This window comes from Rahnella selenatireducens (genome assembly GCF_046449555.1).
Taxonomy (GTDB): Bacteria; Pseudomonadota; Gammaproteobacteria; order Enterobacterales; family Enterobacteriaceae; genus Rahnella; species Rahnella selenatireducens.
This window is the reverse complement of sequence record NZ_JBKEZJ010000007.1, coordinates 32,395-47,883: the sequence shown is the minus strand read 5'-3', so window position 1 is coordinate 47,883 and position 15,489 is coordinate 32,395. Positions and strand designations below refer to the sequence as shown.

The following is a 15,489-nucleotide window of genomic DNA, read 5'->3' as shown; positions in this document are numbered from 1 at the left end:
CCCAATATCGGAAAATAAGCGTTATGCGTCTCCACAGGATAAAACAATTCCACTGGTGACGCTGGATCCCACCGCACATTTTTATGTGTGAATTGCATATTAGCTTATCCATAAAATGAATTTTGCTTGAGTTTGACCGGTGCTAGCCTGAGAGAAATCAGGATCGCGTAGAGAAGAAAGAGGTGAAGGTATGGCGGCTTTACAGGTGGCATCGCTGCGGCAGTTTCTGGCGGATTTTACCCGGCTGGTGCAGGAGCCTCACGGGCAGACCGAATTACTGGCGCAGGGCAGTACGTTGCTGGAAAAACTCGTTAGCACGGATAACTGGCTGCCGGATGATACCGCGCAGCCGCACGCTGAGCATTATCAGCAATACCTGTTGTATACAGACCCGCTTTCACGTTTTTCCGTTGTCAGTTTTGTCTGGGGACCGGGGCAGAAAACGCCGGTACACGATCACCGCGTCTGGGGGCTGATTGGCATGCTGCGCGGCGGTGAAACCAGCCAGAATTATGTCCGCCACAGCGACGGCAGTTTGCATCCAGAAGGCGCGGGCGTGACGTTACAGCCAGGCGATGTGGAAAAAATCGCGCCGGATTTACTCGATATCCATCAGGTCAGCAACCTGTATGACGACCGGGTTTCAGTCAGCATTCACGTCTACGGCGGCAATATCGGCGCGGTGTCGCGGGCGGTTTATCTGCCGGACGGCACCGAAAAAACCTTCATCTCCGGTTATTCCAATTCACACATTCCCAATATCTGGGATCTGTCAAAAGAGAACACTCATGTCTGAATCTCATCCGTTACCTCTGCGTCATTTTTCACAACTGCATCAGGCCCTGCGCGACGGGCAGGAAGTGGCTCTGGTTGATCTGCGTGAAGAAGGGGCGTTTGCCACCGGACATCCTCTGTTTGCTGCCAATCTGGCGTTGTCTAAGCTGGAACTGGAAGTGCATGACCGCATTCCTAACCGGCAGACCGCCATCACGCTCTATGATAACGGTGAGTTTTATGACGAACGCCGTGGTGAACGCAAAACCACGCGCGCGGCGGCATTGCTGAAATCGCTGGGTTACAGGGATATCGCGCTGCTGGCGGGTGATCTGGCAGGCTGGAAAGAAGCGGGCGGTGAGATTTTTATTGATGTGAATGCGCCGAGTAAGGCGTTTGGCGAATGGATTGAGCATCATTATAAAACTCCATCGCTGACGGCCATTGAAGTGCAGGCGTTACAGGACAAGGGCGCGAACGTGGCGGTGCTGGACGTGCGCCGGTTCGATGAGTTTCAGACGATGAGTATTCCTGGCGGCGTGAGCGTGCCGGGCGGAGAACTGGCGCTGCGTTTACGCGACGTGGTGCCCGATAATAAAACGCAAATCATCGTCAACTGCGCCGGTCGTACCCGCAGCATTATCGGTACGCAATCGCTGATCAATGCCGGATTCACGCAGCCGGTTGCGGCGTTACGCAACGGCACCATCGGCTGGACGCTGGCGGGGCAAACGCTGGCGCATCAGGAACATGCCCATTATCCGGCGCTGAGCGAAGATTCCCGTCGCATTGCCCTGAAAGGCGCGCAGGCGCTGGCAATCCGTGCGGGCGTGCGTTCAGTGACATTGTCACAAATCCATGAGTGGCAACAGGATCCGCAACGAACATTGTATCTGTTTGATGTCCGCACGGCGGAAGAATACCGTGCCGGACATCTCACCGGTGCGCGGCATGCTCCCGGCGGCCAGCTGGTCCAGGAAACCGATCATTATGCGACGGTGCGCGGTGCGCGCGTCGTTCTGGCCGACAGTGATGGTGTGCGCGCCCGGATGGCAGCGTCATGGCTGGCGCAGATGAACTGGGAAGTGTACGTCGCACAGTTTAATGCAGAAGATTTTGCAGAACAGGGTGACTGGAAAGCTCAGGTCGCGCCTGCGCCTGCCGTTGAATCTGTCACGCCGGAACAGCTGCAACACTGGCTGGCAGAAGGCAGCACGGGCGTGATTGATCTCACCACCAGCGCGAACTTTCGCAATCGCCGTATTCCCGGCGCAGTCTGGACGACGCGCGGCAATATTCCGCAGGTCATTGCCGCACAGCCGGAGAAAACGCGCTGGGTTGTAACCTGCACCAGCGGTTTGCTGGCACGTTACGCTGTCACGGAAGTAGCGGCGCTGACCGGTAAAGAGACGTATTTGCTGGAAAAGGGAACGGTCGGGTGGATTAACGCCGGAGAATCACTGGAGCGCGGCGAGTCGGTATATCTGGAGAACGCGCAAGATCGTTATCAGCGTCCGTATGAAGGCACGTCGGTGAGCGCGCAGGCGATGCAGGATTATCTGGATTGGGAATACGGTCTGGTGGCGCAGCTGGAAAAAGATGGGAGTCACGGCTTCAGGTTATTGAAGTAAAAGCCTTTAACGAGATGTTTTGAGCTGACCCTCTGCGTAATGCACGAAGAGGGTCATTTTTCTTAACGGCGGCCGCGCGGATGGGTGCGGGCAGTCCAGTCATAAGTCGCTGACGTGCTTGGAACCGCTTTGTTGCGGCGTTTTTCAGCACGCGCTCGCGCGGCCACTTTTTCTTTCTCCGCCATCAGCGTGTCGATGTAATCATCTTTAATCCGGTTGTTTTCCGAATTGGTTAACTCACGGCCCTGAGCTTTGCGGGCTTTGTCGAGCAACGTTTTCAGCTCGCGTTGTTCGCTTTCCGTCATATCTTGTTGTGTCAGTCTTTTCATCATTACTGCGTCCTGTGAGGAAAGTGGCTACCAGTGTAGTCGAATTACGGGCAGGCGTCGCTGCAAACTGGCGAGTGCGCGTAAGCAAACCCTGTAGCAGTGGACAATCATCACATTGCAGCAATTAACGATAATCATTATCATCTCAACCTTTGTGATGGGTTTTGAGGTGTTATGCGTAAGTTCACTCAGTCTCTGCTGGTTTCCTGTCTGTTATTTTCCGGCCTGGCACAGGCCAGAACGGTGACCGATATTTCCAACCGTACGGTGACCGTGCCGGATAATCCGCAGCGTATTGTGGTGGGCGAAAGCCGCATGTTGTATACGCTGGCGCTGGTGCAGGACGGAAACCCCGCGCAGCATGTGATTGGCTGGCCAGGCGATATGGCGCAGCTTGATGCGCAGAGTTGGGCGATGTACGTGAAAGCGTTTCCGGAAATCGCCACTATTCCGCTGCTCGGGCAAAACAACTACACGCAGTTGAACGTGGAGAAGGTGATTGCGCTGAAGCCTGATCTGGTGATTTTGCCGGTGTATGCCAAGAAACAGACCGATCGCGACCAGATGGAAGTCACGCTGACCAATGCGGGGATCCCGGTGATCTACGTCGATCTCCGCGTAGATCAGTTGCATAACACGATCCCCAGCGTAAAGCTGCTGGGCGATGTACTGAACCATCCGCAGAAAGCGGCGCGCTTTATTGCTTTCTATCAGCAGCACATGAACCGCATTCGTGAACGTATCGCGGCATATCAGGGCAAACGACAGACGGTGATGCTGCAATTGCATTTGGGTCGCCGTGAAGGGTGCTGCACCACGGTTTCTCACGGAAATCTCGCCGATCTTCTGGCGTTTGCCGGCGGGGATAACATCGCCAAAGGCGCTTTTGGCAGCGTGTACGGAGATCTCAACGCAGAGAAAGTGATTATGGCCAATCCGGATGTGTATATCACCACGGGCATGGCGGGTCCGGAAGGGAAAAGGGTATCCAATCTGATGCTGGGGCCACAAGTCACGCAGCTGGAAGCGGAGCAAAGTTTCCGGCAGATTATGGATAAACAGCCGGTGCTTTCCACGCTGAAGGCTGTGCGCGAAGGGCGGGCGTACAGCGTCTGGCATAATTTCTATCTCAGCCCGTATCACATGGTCGATGTGGAAGTGTTCGCTAAAGCACTGTATCCGGAACTGTTTAAAGATGTTGATCCGCAGGAAACCATGAAAGAGCTGTACACGCAGTTCCTGCCTGTGCCGTTCAGCGGCACCTACTGGAGTCAGTTGCCACCGGCGAAATAATTCCGCCACGTCATCCTGAATAGCAGGCAATAACAAACCGGCACAATGGCGTGCCGGTTTGCTTGTATATCAGAACCTCTTCTATCAGAAATCTACCGCCGCAGAGAGCACCACATTGCGCGGCTCGCCTTCAATCACGCGCAGGTTTCCGGCGCTCGACGAGTAATACTCTTTGTCGAACAGGTTATTCATGTTCAGCTTAATCTGCGTATGCTTGCCCAGCAGCTGATTGTCCCAAGCCACAAAGGCGTCGGCCACGGTGTAATCCGGCATAGTGAAACTGTTTTCCGGATCACCGGCGCGGCTGCCAACATAACGCGCACCGCCGCCAATACGAATGTCCCCCGGCACCACCGACCAGCGCAGGGTATGGCTGAGATACAGGCTACCCATATGGGTCGGAGCATTCACCAGACGGTTACCGACGTTGGATGAGTTCACGTTATCTTCGGTGATTTCGGTTTTGTCATAGCTGTAGTTGGCGGTGACATTCCAGTCTTTGGCGATTTCACCGTTAAGCTCGACTTCTGCACCGGTTGACCGCGCTTTCGGGATATTGCGCGTCACACCGTTGATGTAGACCGACATATCTTCTTCATCAATACGGTACACCGCCAGCGTGGCATCCAGACGTGGCGAAATCTGCCATTTGGTACCGACTTCGTACGTGGTACCCAGCTCTGGTTTGGAGACATTGCCGTCATCGTCCGTATCCGTCGATGGCGTGAACGACTTGCTGTAGTTGGCATAGAAGGACAGATCGTCGGTCAGCTTATACACCACGCCAATCTGCGGCAGGAACTTGTTATCGGTATCGTCCAGACTTTGTGTCGGTGTCACGAAACCGGAGGTCTGCTTCTGGTTGTAATGCTGGTAACGGCCACCCACGACGCCAATCCATTTATCGGTCAGATGAATGCTGTCTTTGAGATAGATGGATTTGTTGTAGAGCGTATTGCGCAGATTACTGTTGCTGTCGGAATAGGTGCTGCTGTTGGTGGTGGGCTCCACGCCGTACACAGGATCGTACATGTTGAATGTGCTGAACGTTTTACCGCGATAAGAATACTGCTTATAGGTTTCGTTCTTCTCATAATCAACGCCAATCAGCAGATCATTCATCATGCCGAAGATCTTCTGATTGCCAATCCAGTCCCATGACGTGTAACTGGTCTGATGATTGAAGCCTCGGTTGGCATCTGCGCGGCGGGTGACAGCCCCGGTTTCCGTATTAACGGCGGTAGCACGCACTTCATTGCTGTCATAACGACGTTGCTGCCAGGCGTACGTCAGACGGGTTTTCCAGTCGTCGCTGACCTGATATTCCCAGGTGGTGTTCAGACGTTTGGTTTTACCCCAGGCGTGGTTTGCCAGTTCGTCCAGACGGCGGTTATACGGGATATCTACAGGTTTGCCGTTGATAAACGCAGTTCCACGGTCATAGGGAATATCGTATTTGTATTCCTGATAACTGATATTGAAACTGGCTTTCTCACCAAACCAGCTCAGGGAAGGTGCGAGCAGGGTATGTGAGTCGCTGCCGAAGTTACGCCAGTAATCTTCATACTGACGCTCGGCAATCATGCGGAATGCAAAACCGTTGCCCAGCGGGCCGGTGACGTCAATCGTCCCCGCACCGCCGCCGAAACCGCCGGTGCGGCCACTGACGCGGGTATTCCAGTCATATTGTGGCTTTTTGCTGATCATGTTGATCACGCCGCCGGGGTTTTGGATCCCGTACAGCAAAGACGCCGATCCTTTCAGCACTTCGATGCGATCGATAGTGGAATCAAAACCCAGCCCCTGATTACTGCGCACGCCGTCAATCAGAATGGAACCGTCGCTGTTAGCGCCAAATCCGCGTTTCACGAAACCGTCTTCCGTGCCGCCGAGCGTATTACCCTGCGTCACGCCGCTGACGAACTTCATTGCGTCATCGAGCGAGGTGACGTCGTAATCCTGAATCATCGACTGTGTGACGACGCTGACGGACTGCGGCGTTTCGCTGAGTGGCGCATCGCCTTTGCTGGCCGTCGAACTTTGCGATGCGCTGTAATCGGTGGTATCCAGCGCGTCAGCCTGCGCATTGACGGTGATGGAATCTTCAGACGTTTGTGTCGCAGCCAGAAGGGGGGAACAATTCAAAATAGCCAAAGCCAGCACGGATTTTTTGAATCCGTTGGCCGCCCTGCGTGGGGCTTTTATACCAGACATGTGAATATCCCTGAAAAGAATGACAAAAAGCATTAAATGCAAATGATAACGCTTTTCATTCTAATCAAGGCTTTTACAAAGAGAAACAAATTTAACAATTTCAATAGTTACAATTCCGGGGCGGAACAGGGGTGGCGTGGGGAAAAGGAAGGGGGGCTGACGATTTCCTCCCCGGTGAAGGGGAGGAAAAGCGGGAATTATTCGACGGTGGAATATTTCACGTAATGGTTTGAGCAGTTGAAGTGCGCTACATAACCCAGCGTGCCGTTCGGCCCTTTGGCGCTGAAAGGAATGTGGTAAGTGCCTTTGTCTTCTTTGACGTCATCGCTGATGAAATTCAACACCGGCACGGAGGTGCCCATATTATCTTTATCATTGCCCCAGTTGGGAATGCGGTTTTGCATGTAATCGCGGGTCACAGTGTCGATGGCGTTATCTTTGGTGATGGTGCTGCATGCGCCTTCAGTCGTGCGCTGCATCCACCACGGATACACATAGACCGAGCCCAGCATCAGCACCATCAGGGCGAAAATGACGGAAATGATTCCGATTAATACGACTTTACTCATAGTGCTTGCAGCTCCTGAAAATTCTCAGTCAAATCAGAGTTGTCGGGCATTATTGTTAAATCCCGGCACGAAAGCGCGTATGTTACGCCAGTTCGCCAACAGAGGTTAAGTATTATAAGCCCTTCTGTTGCATTCGGTTACAGAAGCCGGTTCCGCCGCAGGGTCTGCGATGATAGCCTTTTGAATACACTTAACGTTTGCACAAGGAGTAAGACATGAGTCAGCAACCTGTAGTCGCGGTGCTCGGTCTGGGGGCAATGGGACACGCATTTGCCACCAATCTGATTAAAAAAGGTTTCACCACCCGCGTGTGGAACCGGACAGCATCGCGTGGTGACGATCTGGTGAAGGCGGGCGCGCAACGCGGCCTGACACCGCGCGAAACCGCAGAAGGTGCCGATGTGGTGATAACGATGTTGTCGGACGGCAAAACGTCTCTGGAAGTTTATCAGGGCGATAACGGGCTTTTAGCAGGGCTGAAGCAGGGCGGAATTATCGCGCAAATGGGAACGCTGGGCGTCGATGCCACTGAATCGCTGATTGCGCTGATTAAAGAACAGCGCCCGGACGTGGTGTTCTTTGATGCGCCGGTTTCTGGCACCAAAGCGCCCGCTGAACAGGCGCAAATTGTGGTGCTGGCCAGCGGTGATCGCGAGGTGGGTGCGGCAGTTGAACTGGTTTTTGCCGCCATTTCGAAAGCCACTAAATGGCTGGGTGAAGCCGGTCGTGCGTCTAAAATGAAACTGGTGGTTAACGCGTGGCTGATTGCCATGATGGAAGGTATCGCCGAAAGTACCCAACTGGCCGAAGAACTGGGCTTTACGCCGGATGACCTGTGGGACGTGCTCGACGGCGGTCCGCTGGCGGCGCCCTACATCAAAGGTAAAATGGCGATGTTCAAAAGCGGCGATTACACCCCGCAGATGCAGCTGACCTGGGCGCTCAAAGATATCAATCTGGCGATTGATGCGGGCAGTAAGCTAGAGTTGCCTGTAATGAAACGCATCAGTGAAACCTGGCAGGCCGCCGTGGATGGCGGTTATGGCGATCAGGATCTGGCGGTGGTTTACCGCTATCTTGGTTCCCGCTGACCGTCGAGGCCCACGGACGGGCGTGTTATAACCGGTTAATATCCCGCGTAGTTTTTCATAACCCCGAAGCATAAACCAGATTATCTGGCTATTGGTCGGCCGCTCCGGCGCTGTGATAGCGTTGACGATTATCACCCATAATCACGGCGGAGTAAGCAATGAGCCAGACGTCAACAACTATCCCTTTGGTCGATTTCAGCCTGTTTTCCGGTACGCCAGAAGAGCGCGAAACATTTTTGTCGCAGTTGCGTTACGCCGCCCGCGAAATTGGTTTCTTCTATCTGAAAAACCACGGTGTGGATGCCACGTTGCTTCATGACGTCCAGCGCGTGGCGCGGGAGTTCTTTGCCTTGCCGGAAGAGGATAAGCTGGCCGTCGCCATGATCCATTCCCCGCATTTTCGCGGCTATAATCGCGCTGCGTCAGAGATTACCCGCGGTCAGCCGGACTGGCGCGAACAGTTTGATCTGGGTGCCGAACGGCCAAAATTACCGGTAAGCGGAGAAACGCCTGCGTGGGCGAGATTGCAGGGGCCCAATCAGTGGCCGGAAACATTGCCTGAGTTGCGCCCGCTGCTGCTGCGCTGGCAGAGAGAAATGACGGCGATGTCGCTGCGTTTATTGCGTGCTTTTGCGCTGGCGTTGAAACTGCCGGAAGACGCCTTTGATCCGCTTTACGGCGAAAAACCCAATGAACACATTAAGCTGATCCGCTATCCGGGGCGGGCGGCTGGCGCAGGAAATCAGGGCGTCGGCGCGCATAAAGATTCAGGTTTCCTGAGCTTTTTATTGCAGGATCAACAGCGTGGTTTGCAGGTTGAAGTTGAGGAAAATCAATGGGTCGATGCGCTGCCGGTGGCGGATACGCTGGTGGTGAATATCGGCGAACTGCTGGAGCTGGCCACCAACGGTTACTTGCGTGCGACGGTTCACCGCGTGGTGTCTCCGCCTGCTGAAGGCGAACGGCTTTCGCTGGCCTTTTTCCTCGGCGCGCAGCTGGATGCCGTTGTACCGCTATTTCCGCTGCCGCCTGAACTGGCTAAAGAAGCCCGTGGCGATGCCAGCGATCCGCTTAATCCGCTGTTCCGCGACGTAGGATTCAACTATCTGAAAGGGCGGCTGCGCTCTCATCCTGACGTTGCGCAGCGCTATTACGCCGATATTGTCGGCTGATTCAAATTTTGGGTGCCTTTGAGGTGTCAACGCTGACGACGGTGGACATTCCCGGTCGCAGCTGGTCGCTCTGCGCCTGATCCGGTTCCAGCTCGATGCGTACCGCAATACGCTGAGAAATCTTGGTGAAATTTCCGGTCGCATTATCGGCTTTCAGAACGCTAAATTCCGAACCGGCGGCCGGAGAAATCCGCACAACGTGGCCTTTAAACGGATGATCGTTCAGTGCATCCACCGTGAATGATGCGGGCGTCCCGACAGCCATTCCCGCCAGCTGGCGCTCTTTAAAATTCGCCGTCACCCAGACCTGTTTTGGCGTGACCGATGTCAGTTGCGTTCCGGCGCTGACGTATTGCCCGATACGGGCGCTGATTTCGCCTAGCTGCCCGTCGGACGGCGCGACAATTTGCGTGTGCTGTAAATTGATTTGTGCCACTTCAACTTTTGCCTGCGCGGCTTTTAATGCCGCAGCCAGCGACGCTTTATTGGCTTCCACCAGCGCGAGACTCTGGCGTGCAATATTCACGGATGCGCGCGCTTTTGCCACGTTGGCCTCCGCTGTCAGCAACGCCGCCTGAAGTTCATCTCCGGTGGTTTTTGACACCAATCCTTTTTGCAGCAATGGCCTGTTGCGATGGGTATCGAGTGACGCCTTGCTTTGTGTTGCCTGCGCGCTTTGCAATTCCGCTTCTTCAAGTTGCAGGCTGGCAGCACCGGACGCACGGTTCTGCTCGAAGTTTTGCAGCGTCACCTGCGCCTGCGCCGCCGCGGCTTCGGCCTGTAACAGCTCCTGCCGGTAAGTGCTGTCGTCAATCACAAACAGTACGTCGCCTTTTTTCACCGGCATAAAATCCTGCACTTTCACCCCGGTGATGTAACCCGAAACCTGCGGGCTGAGCAGGGTGACGTTCCCCCGGATATAGGCGTTATCGGTCGATTCCACCCTGGAGTTAAACGGAAACAGCTGCCAGCTGTACAACACAATCATCACGCCAATAATACCTAAGCAAAGCACTACAATAATGGATGGATAACGAAAGATATTTTTCATCACTTTGTCCGTATACCTCGTTTTAATTCGTCAACAGGATCTGTTTATTCAGGCAACCGCTTCGGAGGCTGCGCGTTTTTTTGTCTGGATCCTTCCGGCAATAATGTGTCCGCCGAGCACGGCGATACAGCCCAGCGACATATAAAAAACCACCCTAAAAACATCGTTGTAGGCCAGCAGTCCTGCCTGCTGGGTGATCTTAATGCTCAGTTGCGCCAGACCTTCGGCGCTCAGCTGTGTGCTATCCGCCAGAACCGGTTTCAGCAGGTGGCTGTATTGGGAAATTCGTTCGACCACCAGCGGATTCTGCAAGCTGATATGTTCAACCAGAACGGCGGAATGATACTTCTCACGCAATATCTGAATAGTGCCCAGAAAAGCGCCGCCGACTTGTGCGCCGACGTTCTGCGTCGACAGAAACACCAGCACGAAACTGATGATCTGGCTTTGCCCGAACTGCAACGCGCGGATAAAACCCAGCCATAAGGACGTCGGAAGAAAGATGGCACCGGCAAACGCAATCATGCCCTGTGTCAGGTAAAACTGTTCTGGCCGGGTGTCCGCAGTCGAACTGGCGTCCATCAGCGAAGCCACGGCAATCAGGGCAATGGAAAACAGATGGATATAAACGATGCGGTTCGCTTTATGAATAATGCTGACGACCACCAGCCCGGCAACAGTCGCGGCCAGAATCACGTAAAACAGCGTAACCAGTTGGTCATTCACCAGGCCGACCAGATTCAGAAAGCCAACCATGCCGGTGGTTTGTTCGGAAAGCAGCATACGGATAAACAGCATCGAGCCGGTGAACAGCAGCATTTCCGGCGTCATCAACCAGCGCAAATCGATAATCGGATTCTTACGCTTCAGCTCGACCATAAAAGACAGTGTCAGCGCAATAATCCCGACCACCAGCACTTCGCCGATCCAGTCTTTCTCCTGCCACCAGTAATAACGGCCCATCGTCAGCACCACGGACATACAGGCGACGGCGGTGGCGATCAGCGGATAGCTGATCCAGTCGATGCGTTCGAATACTTTTACGCGCGGCGGATGCGTCAGCGGCAGGATCCAGATAATTGCCAGACAAATCAGGGAAAGACCGGATTCCAGCATCGTCAGCTGATGCCAGTGGCCGAGATCGAGAAGATGGGGCGAGATAATGCGTGAAACCGGCAGGGCAATCTGGCTACCCGCCAGTCCGAAACACAGCCCGGCGGTGAGTTTTTTGGCCGGTGGGAAAATCTCGAACATATAAAACAACGCCAGCGGACCGAGAGAGGCCATCGCAAAACCCATCACGGCGCGCACGGCCAGCGCGGTCTGAAAATCATGGGTAAAGGTTTGTGCCAGAGACGCCACGGCAAAAAACAGCAGCCCGTATTCCCCGAAACGCCGGAAGCCAAACTGGGTACGGATTTTATAAAGCAGGATCGTGCCGGTGACGCTGGTCGCGGTATAGGCTGCCACCAGCCAGTAGCTTTCGACATTGGAAATACCCAGCGAGCCCTGAATACCCGTCAGATTCGAGCTGACCAGGTTAATCCCCAGCCCCTGCGTCAGGCCAATAATCAGCGAGGCCAGCGCATAAACTGCAATCCGGCCACGCGGATAGTGCCAGAGCCAGGTACTGACCCGGACGGCGAAAGGGTGATGCTGTGACGGAGGCACCGAGGCTGGCTGCGGTTTCGGTAATCCTTCAGGCGGTGGTGTGGAGAGTTCTTTTTCTGGTGATGCATCCCGTGTTGTTAATTCACCGGCGTCCTGCCGGACATCTGAATCAGAACGCGTCGTCATCGTTATGCCTTGTAAGTCGTTACCCAACTAGTTTGTAGCTTGCTACATAATGTAATAAGGCGTTTCAGATGTGTCTAGTCCAATTATTCATATTGGTGATATTTACAAACGCAAATAACGAATAACAAATCAGTAACGCAAGTGATTAATGCAGAGGAATGGGGGGCAAACGGGAAGGGGAAAACGCCACTAAAGCGCGGCGATATTGGCGGTGATGCTGGCGAGAACGTCGCGGGCGACATCAATATCTTTATCCGGAATGCCTTCCATTACGCGGATCAAAATGTCATCGGTCATGCTGCGAACCTGATTCGCCAGTTCAATTCCGGCATCTGTCAGCTTAATGTCTTTCGATCGACGGTCAGAATCTCCGGGGCAGCGTTCCAGCAAACCCAGCTCGGTAAGGCTGTCAAACAGGCGGATGGCGGTTGGGTGCTCGACTTCCAGCAGGGCGGTTAGCTCTCCCTGAGGCAGACGACCCTGAGCCGCCTCTAAGTGCAACAGCACCTGCCCGCGGGCGAGCGTCAGCCCAATGGTTTTGAAACGGGCATCACAGTAAGTGCGCAACTGACGGCCTATATGGATAGTTTCCGGGAGGAAACGGAGCCTGGGAATGGAGGCTTCCGGGCGGCGGCGTATAGTGGTCAAAGGTTCCTCACTGTCGGGCGTAAGCAGGTTTTCAGTGGCGTAAGATTAGCACGATCAGCAACATTTACCATTAATCACCCGGCTCCATTAACATTTTGAGACAACAGGAAAACATCGTGTATATTCCAAAATTCGTTCAGTGTGCTTACTCACAAGTCAAACCCGTGCTGTTTGATATTCAGGCAAGTACGCTGATAATTACGTACAGCCTGTATTTTTGTGATTTTTCAAATCAATAGCCTGGAGTCAGTTATGCAACCTGTCATCAATATGATTACGCTCGGTGTTAAGGATTTAGCCGCCGCAACGGAGTTTTACCAGAACGGTCTGGGGTTCCCCAAAGTGGTTATTGACTCTGACGGTGTAAGTTTCTTTGAGCTGGCAGGGGCGTGGCTGTCACTGTTTCCGTGGGAAGATCTGGCCAAAGATGCTGAAGTCAGCCCGCAAGGTCAGGGATTTCGCGGAATGGCACTGGCGCAGACTGTCGCCAGCGAAGCAAAAGTGGACGCCGTTTTAGAACAGGCAGTGAAGGCGGGCGGTACGCTGATCAAGCCGGGCCAGAAAGTTTTCTGGGGCGGATATTCGGGTTACTTCGCCGATCCTGACGGACATCTGTGGGAAATTGCCTATAATCCGTTTATGAAAATAGGCCCGCAGGAGTAATGCATTTCGTTCAAAAGGCAGATGCTTAGTTACAACATACAATATATTATTCAATACAGGGAGTTTATTGGGACAACTGTAAAAACACCGCCTTACGGCGGTGTGTCATTATACTGTCTGACAGGGAAGAAGGAGCTATAAACCTCTTTTTTCCATCAGCAGGGCCAGATCAACCAGACGGTTTGAGAAGCCCCATTCGTTATCGTACCAGGCCAGAATTTTCACCAGCTTGCCGCCAATAACCAGCGTGGAAAGCCCGTCAACAATCGAAGAACGCGGGTCGCCGCGGTAATCGCTGGAAACCAGCGGTTCTTCGCTGTAGCCCAGAATATCTTTCAGCGGGCCAGACTCCGAAGCTTTACGGAATGCTGCATTGATTTCTTCGACCGTGGCTTCGCGTTTCAGGTTGACGGTCAGGTCAACAATCGACACAACCGGAACCGGCACGCGCAGGGAATAACCGGTCATTTTGCCATCCAGTTCAGGAATGACCTTACCGATAGCTTTGGCTGCTCCACTGGAATACGGAACAATCGACACCGCCGCCGCACGCGCACCGCGTAAATCTTTCTCCGGCTGATCGTGCAACGCCTGACTGTTGGTATACGCATGCGTGGTGTTCATCAGGCCATGCTCAATCCCGAAGGTTGAATGCAGAACCTGCGCCGCCGGTGCCAGACCGTTGGTCGTGCAACTGCCGTTGCTGACCACTTTGTGTTTGGCCGGGTCATAGTCGCCATCATTGACACCCATCACGATAGTGATGTCGTCATTTTTAGCGGGTGCGGAAATAATGACGCGTTTCGCGCCGCCTTGGGTGATATGCAATTCGGCTTTGTCTTTTTCAGTGAAGAAGCCGGTCGCCTCGATAACGATATCCACGCCGACGCTGCTCCACGGAATCGCAGCCGGATCTCTTTCGGAGAACACGCGAATCGCTCTGCCATCGAGCAGCAGTTGCCCTTCGCCCACTTCAACTTTGGCATTTATCGTGCCGGAGAGTGAATCATATTTCAGAAGATGCGCGAGGGTTTTACTGTCGGTGAGATCGTTGATGGCGACAACCTGGAAGTCATCACGACCCAGTGCCGCGCGCAAAACATTTCGACCAATCCTGCCGAACCCGTTGATACCAACTTTGACCATGATGAAACTCCTTTATTATCAGACCTGCATGTAATGTAGATCGAAGGAGGTATGGCGTAAATGACAATAAAAGATCTATTTACGCCAACATGCGTGAGCAGAAGCGTTCCCGGTATTCCGTCGGAGTCAGTTGTAAATTCCTTTCAAAAACACGCCGCAAATTCAGACCACCGCCGAATCCGGTGGCCTGTGCGATTTGTTCGACGCCTTGTGTGGTTTGTTCAAGCCGCTGCCTGGCCGCATTAAGGCGGACTTCTTCAACATATTTGGCCGGCGTGATCCCGGTTTCGCGGGTGAAAACCCGGGTAAAATTACGCGGGCTCATGGCAGCACGTTCGGCGAGGGCTTCAACGGATAAATCGCCGGTAAGATTTTCCGGTAACCAGAGCTGAAGCTCACGAATAGGGCCTTCGCTGGCCTGATTCAAAAGGTAGCGGCTAAACTGTGCCTGTCCACCAGGCCTGCGCAGAAACATCACTAAATCCTGTGCTACGTCTCTGGCGAGATTAAAACCCTGATCGTCTTCCACCAGCGCGAGCGTGAGGTCAAAGCCGGAACTGACGCCGCCGGAAGTCCAGACCGGGCCATCCTGCACATAAATGGGGCCACGTTCGACGGTAATCTGCGGGAATTCAGCCTGCAACGTGTCCAGTAATCGCCAGTGCGTTGTGGCGTGACGCCCATCCAGCAAGCCGGTTTTCGCCAGTAACATGGCTCCGCCACAAATGGAGACAACACGCTTTGCATGGGGTGCCGCGCGTTTGACCCAGTCAACGACGTCCGAACCTTCTTCTTCGGTCAGCCCTTTGCCGGTGATCAGGATAGTGTCGCGGGGAAGTTCAGGGTCGAGTTCGCAAAGCCGGTGGTCCGCCAGCAAATTCAGGCCGGAAACGCCGTGAACCACGCGGTGAGGTTGCGTGGTGGCGACCGTGACCTGATAAAGCGAATTCGTCCCGTCAGCAGGCATCAGACGATTCGCCTGCATAAGGATGTCGGCGATACCGGCCGCTTCGAATAGCATGCCCCCGTCAGGGACGATAATCAGAAAAGTTTTCATGGCATTAAAAATACAATGCGTACTAAATAAGTCAACACGCTATTGAGGCAAGAC

14 protein-coding genes are annotated in these 15,489 nt (G+C 53.9%); 6 read left to right on the top strand and 8 right to left on the bottom strand.

The genetic code is table 11. The annotated features are described in order from the left end of the window. The first annotated feature begins 190 nt into the window (after positions 1–190). Together ACLBVC_RS13200 and ACLBVC_RS13195 are read left to right on the top strand one after the other, a co-directional pair. Positions 191–796 carry a cysteine dioxygenase family protein gene (locus tag ACLBVC_RS13200; protein ID WP_410149983.1) on the top strand — a complete coding sequence of 202 codons (606 nt, stop codon included), beginning with the start codon at positions 191–193 and terminating at the stop codon, positions 794–796. After that, positions 789–2,405, top strand: a complete 1,617-nt coding sequence (locus tag ACLBVC_RS13195; protein WP_410149982.1) for a rhodanese-like domain-containing protein — start codon at positions 789–791, stop codon at positions 2,403–2,405. Before ACLBVC_RS13200 ends, ACLBVC_RS13195 begins: the two co-directional genes overlap by 8 nt. A 62-nt stretch (positions 2,406–2,467) precedes the next feature. On the opposite strand, the gene ACLBVC_RS13190 is transcribed toward ACLBVC_RS13195, so the two are convergent. Further along, positions 2,468–2,734 (bottom strand): YjbD family protein, encoded by a 267-nt coding sequence (locus ACLBVC_RS13190; protein WP_104924725.1) that lies wholly within the window; start codon positions 2,732–2,734, stop codon positions 2,468–2,470. Between the two features lie 174 nt (positions 2,735–2,908). Between ACLBVC_RS13190 and ACLBVC_RS13185 the strand changes: the two genes are divergently transcribed. Further along, complete coding sequence (locus ACLBVC_RS13185; protein WP_410149981.1) at positions 2,909–4,027, top strand: ABC transporter substrate-binding protein; 1,119 nt, start codon at positions 2,909–2,911, stop codon at positions 4,025–4,027. 84 nt (positions 4,028–4,111) lie between these two features. On the opposite strand, the gene ACLBVC_RS13180 is transcribed toward ACLBVC_RS13185, so the two are convergent. Both ACLBVC_RS13180 and ACLBVC_RS13175 read right to left on the bottom strand, forming a co-directional pair. Then, positions 4,112–6,241 carry a TonB-dependent siderophore receptor gene (locus ACLBVC_RS13180; RefSeq protein WP_410149980.1) on the bottom strand — a complete coding sequence of 710 codons (2,130 nt, stop codon included), beginning with the start codon at positions 6,239–6,241 and terminating at the stop codon, positions 4,112–4,114. A 197-nt stretch (positions 6,242–6,438) separates the two neighbouring features. Beyond that, complete coding sequence (locus tag ACLBVC_RS13175; protein ID WP_104922019.1) at positions 6,439–6,810, bottom strand: protein YebF; 372 nt, start codon at positions 6,808–6,810, stop codon at positions 6,439–6,441. A gap of 215 nt (positions 6,811–7,025) precedes the next feature. Here ACLBVC_RS13175 and ACLBVC_RS13170 point away from each other — a divergent pair, with 215 nt between their 5' ends. Both ACLBVC_RS13170 and ACLBVC_RS13165 read left to right on the top strand, forming a co-directional pair. Further along, entirely contained in the window at positions 7,026–7,901 is an 876-nt protein-coding gene (locus tag ACLBVC_RS13170; RefSeq protein WP_410149979.1) for an NAD(P)-dependent oxidoreductase, read from the top strand. 158 nt (positions 7,902–8,059) lie between these two features. After that, complete coding sequence (locus tag ACLBVC_RS13165) at positions 8,060–9,073, top strand: isopenicillin N synthase family dioxygenase (protein ID WP_410149978.1); 1,014 nt, start codon at positions 8,060–8,062, stop codon at positions 9,071–9,073. Between the two features lies 1 nt (position 9,074). Here ACLBVC_RS13165 and ACLBVC_RS13160 read toward each other — a convergent pair whose 3' ends face one another. From ACLBVC_RS13160 to ACLBVC_RS13150, 3 genes are all read right to left on the bottom strand, one after another. Continuing rightward, positions 9,075–10,124 (bottom strand): HlyD family secretion protein, encoded by a 1,050-nt coding sequence (locus ACLBVC_RS13160; RefSeq protein ID WP_410149977.1) that lies wholly within the window; start codon positions 10,122–10,124, stop codon positions 9,075–9,077. A gap of 48 nt (positions 10,125–10,172) precedes the next feature. Next, positions 10,173–11,921 (bottom strand): MFS transporter, encoded by a 1,749-nt coding sequence (locus tag ACLBVC_RS13155; RefSeq protein WP_410149976.1) that lies wholly within the window; start codon positions 11,919–11,921, stop codon positions 10,173–10,175. Positions 11,922–12,110: 189 nt separating this feature from the next. Next, the gene (locus tag ACLBVC_RS13150) at positions 12,111–12,569 is read right to left on the bottom strand and encodes a MarR family winged helix-turn-helix transcriptional regulator (RefSeq protein ID WP_410149975.1); all 459 of its coding nucleotides are present in this window, start codon (positions 12,567–12,569) and stop codon (positions 12,111–12,113) included. A gap of 252 nt (positions 12,570–12,821) precedes the next feature. On the opposite strand from ACLBVC_RS13150, the gene ACLBVC_RS13145 reads away from it, so the two are divergent. Continuing rightward, positions 12,822–13,232, top strand: coding sequence for a VOC family protein (locus ACLBVC_RS13145; protein ID WP_410149974.1), 411 nt, complete (start codon positions 12,822–12,824; stop codon positions 13,230–13,232). Positions 13,233–13,367: 135 nt separating this feature from the next. Here ACLBVC_RS13145 and gap read toward each other — a convergent pair whose 3' ends face one another. Both gap and ACLBVC_RS13135 read right to left on the bottom strand, forming a co-directional pair. After that, positions 13,368–14,378, bottom strand: a complete 1,011-nt coding sequence (gap, locus tag ACLBVC_RS13140) for a type I glyceraldehyde-3-phosphate dehydrogenase (RefSeq protein ID WP_410149973.1) — start codon at positions 14,376–14,378, stop codon at positions 13,368–13,370. A gap of 79 nt (positions 14,379–14,457) precedes the next feature. Next, positions 14,458–15,435, bottom strand: a complete 978-nt coding sequence (locus ACLBVC_RS13135; protein ID WP_410149972.1) for a GlxA family transcriptional regulator — start codon at positions 15,433–15,435, stop codon at positions 14,458–14,460. Positions 15,436–15,489: the final 54 nt, after the last annotated feature.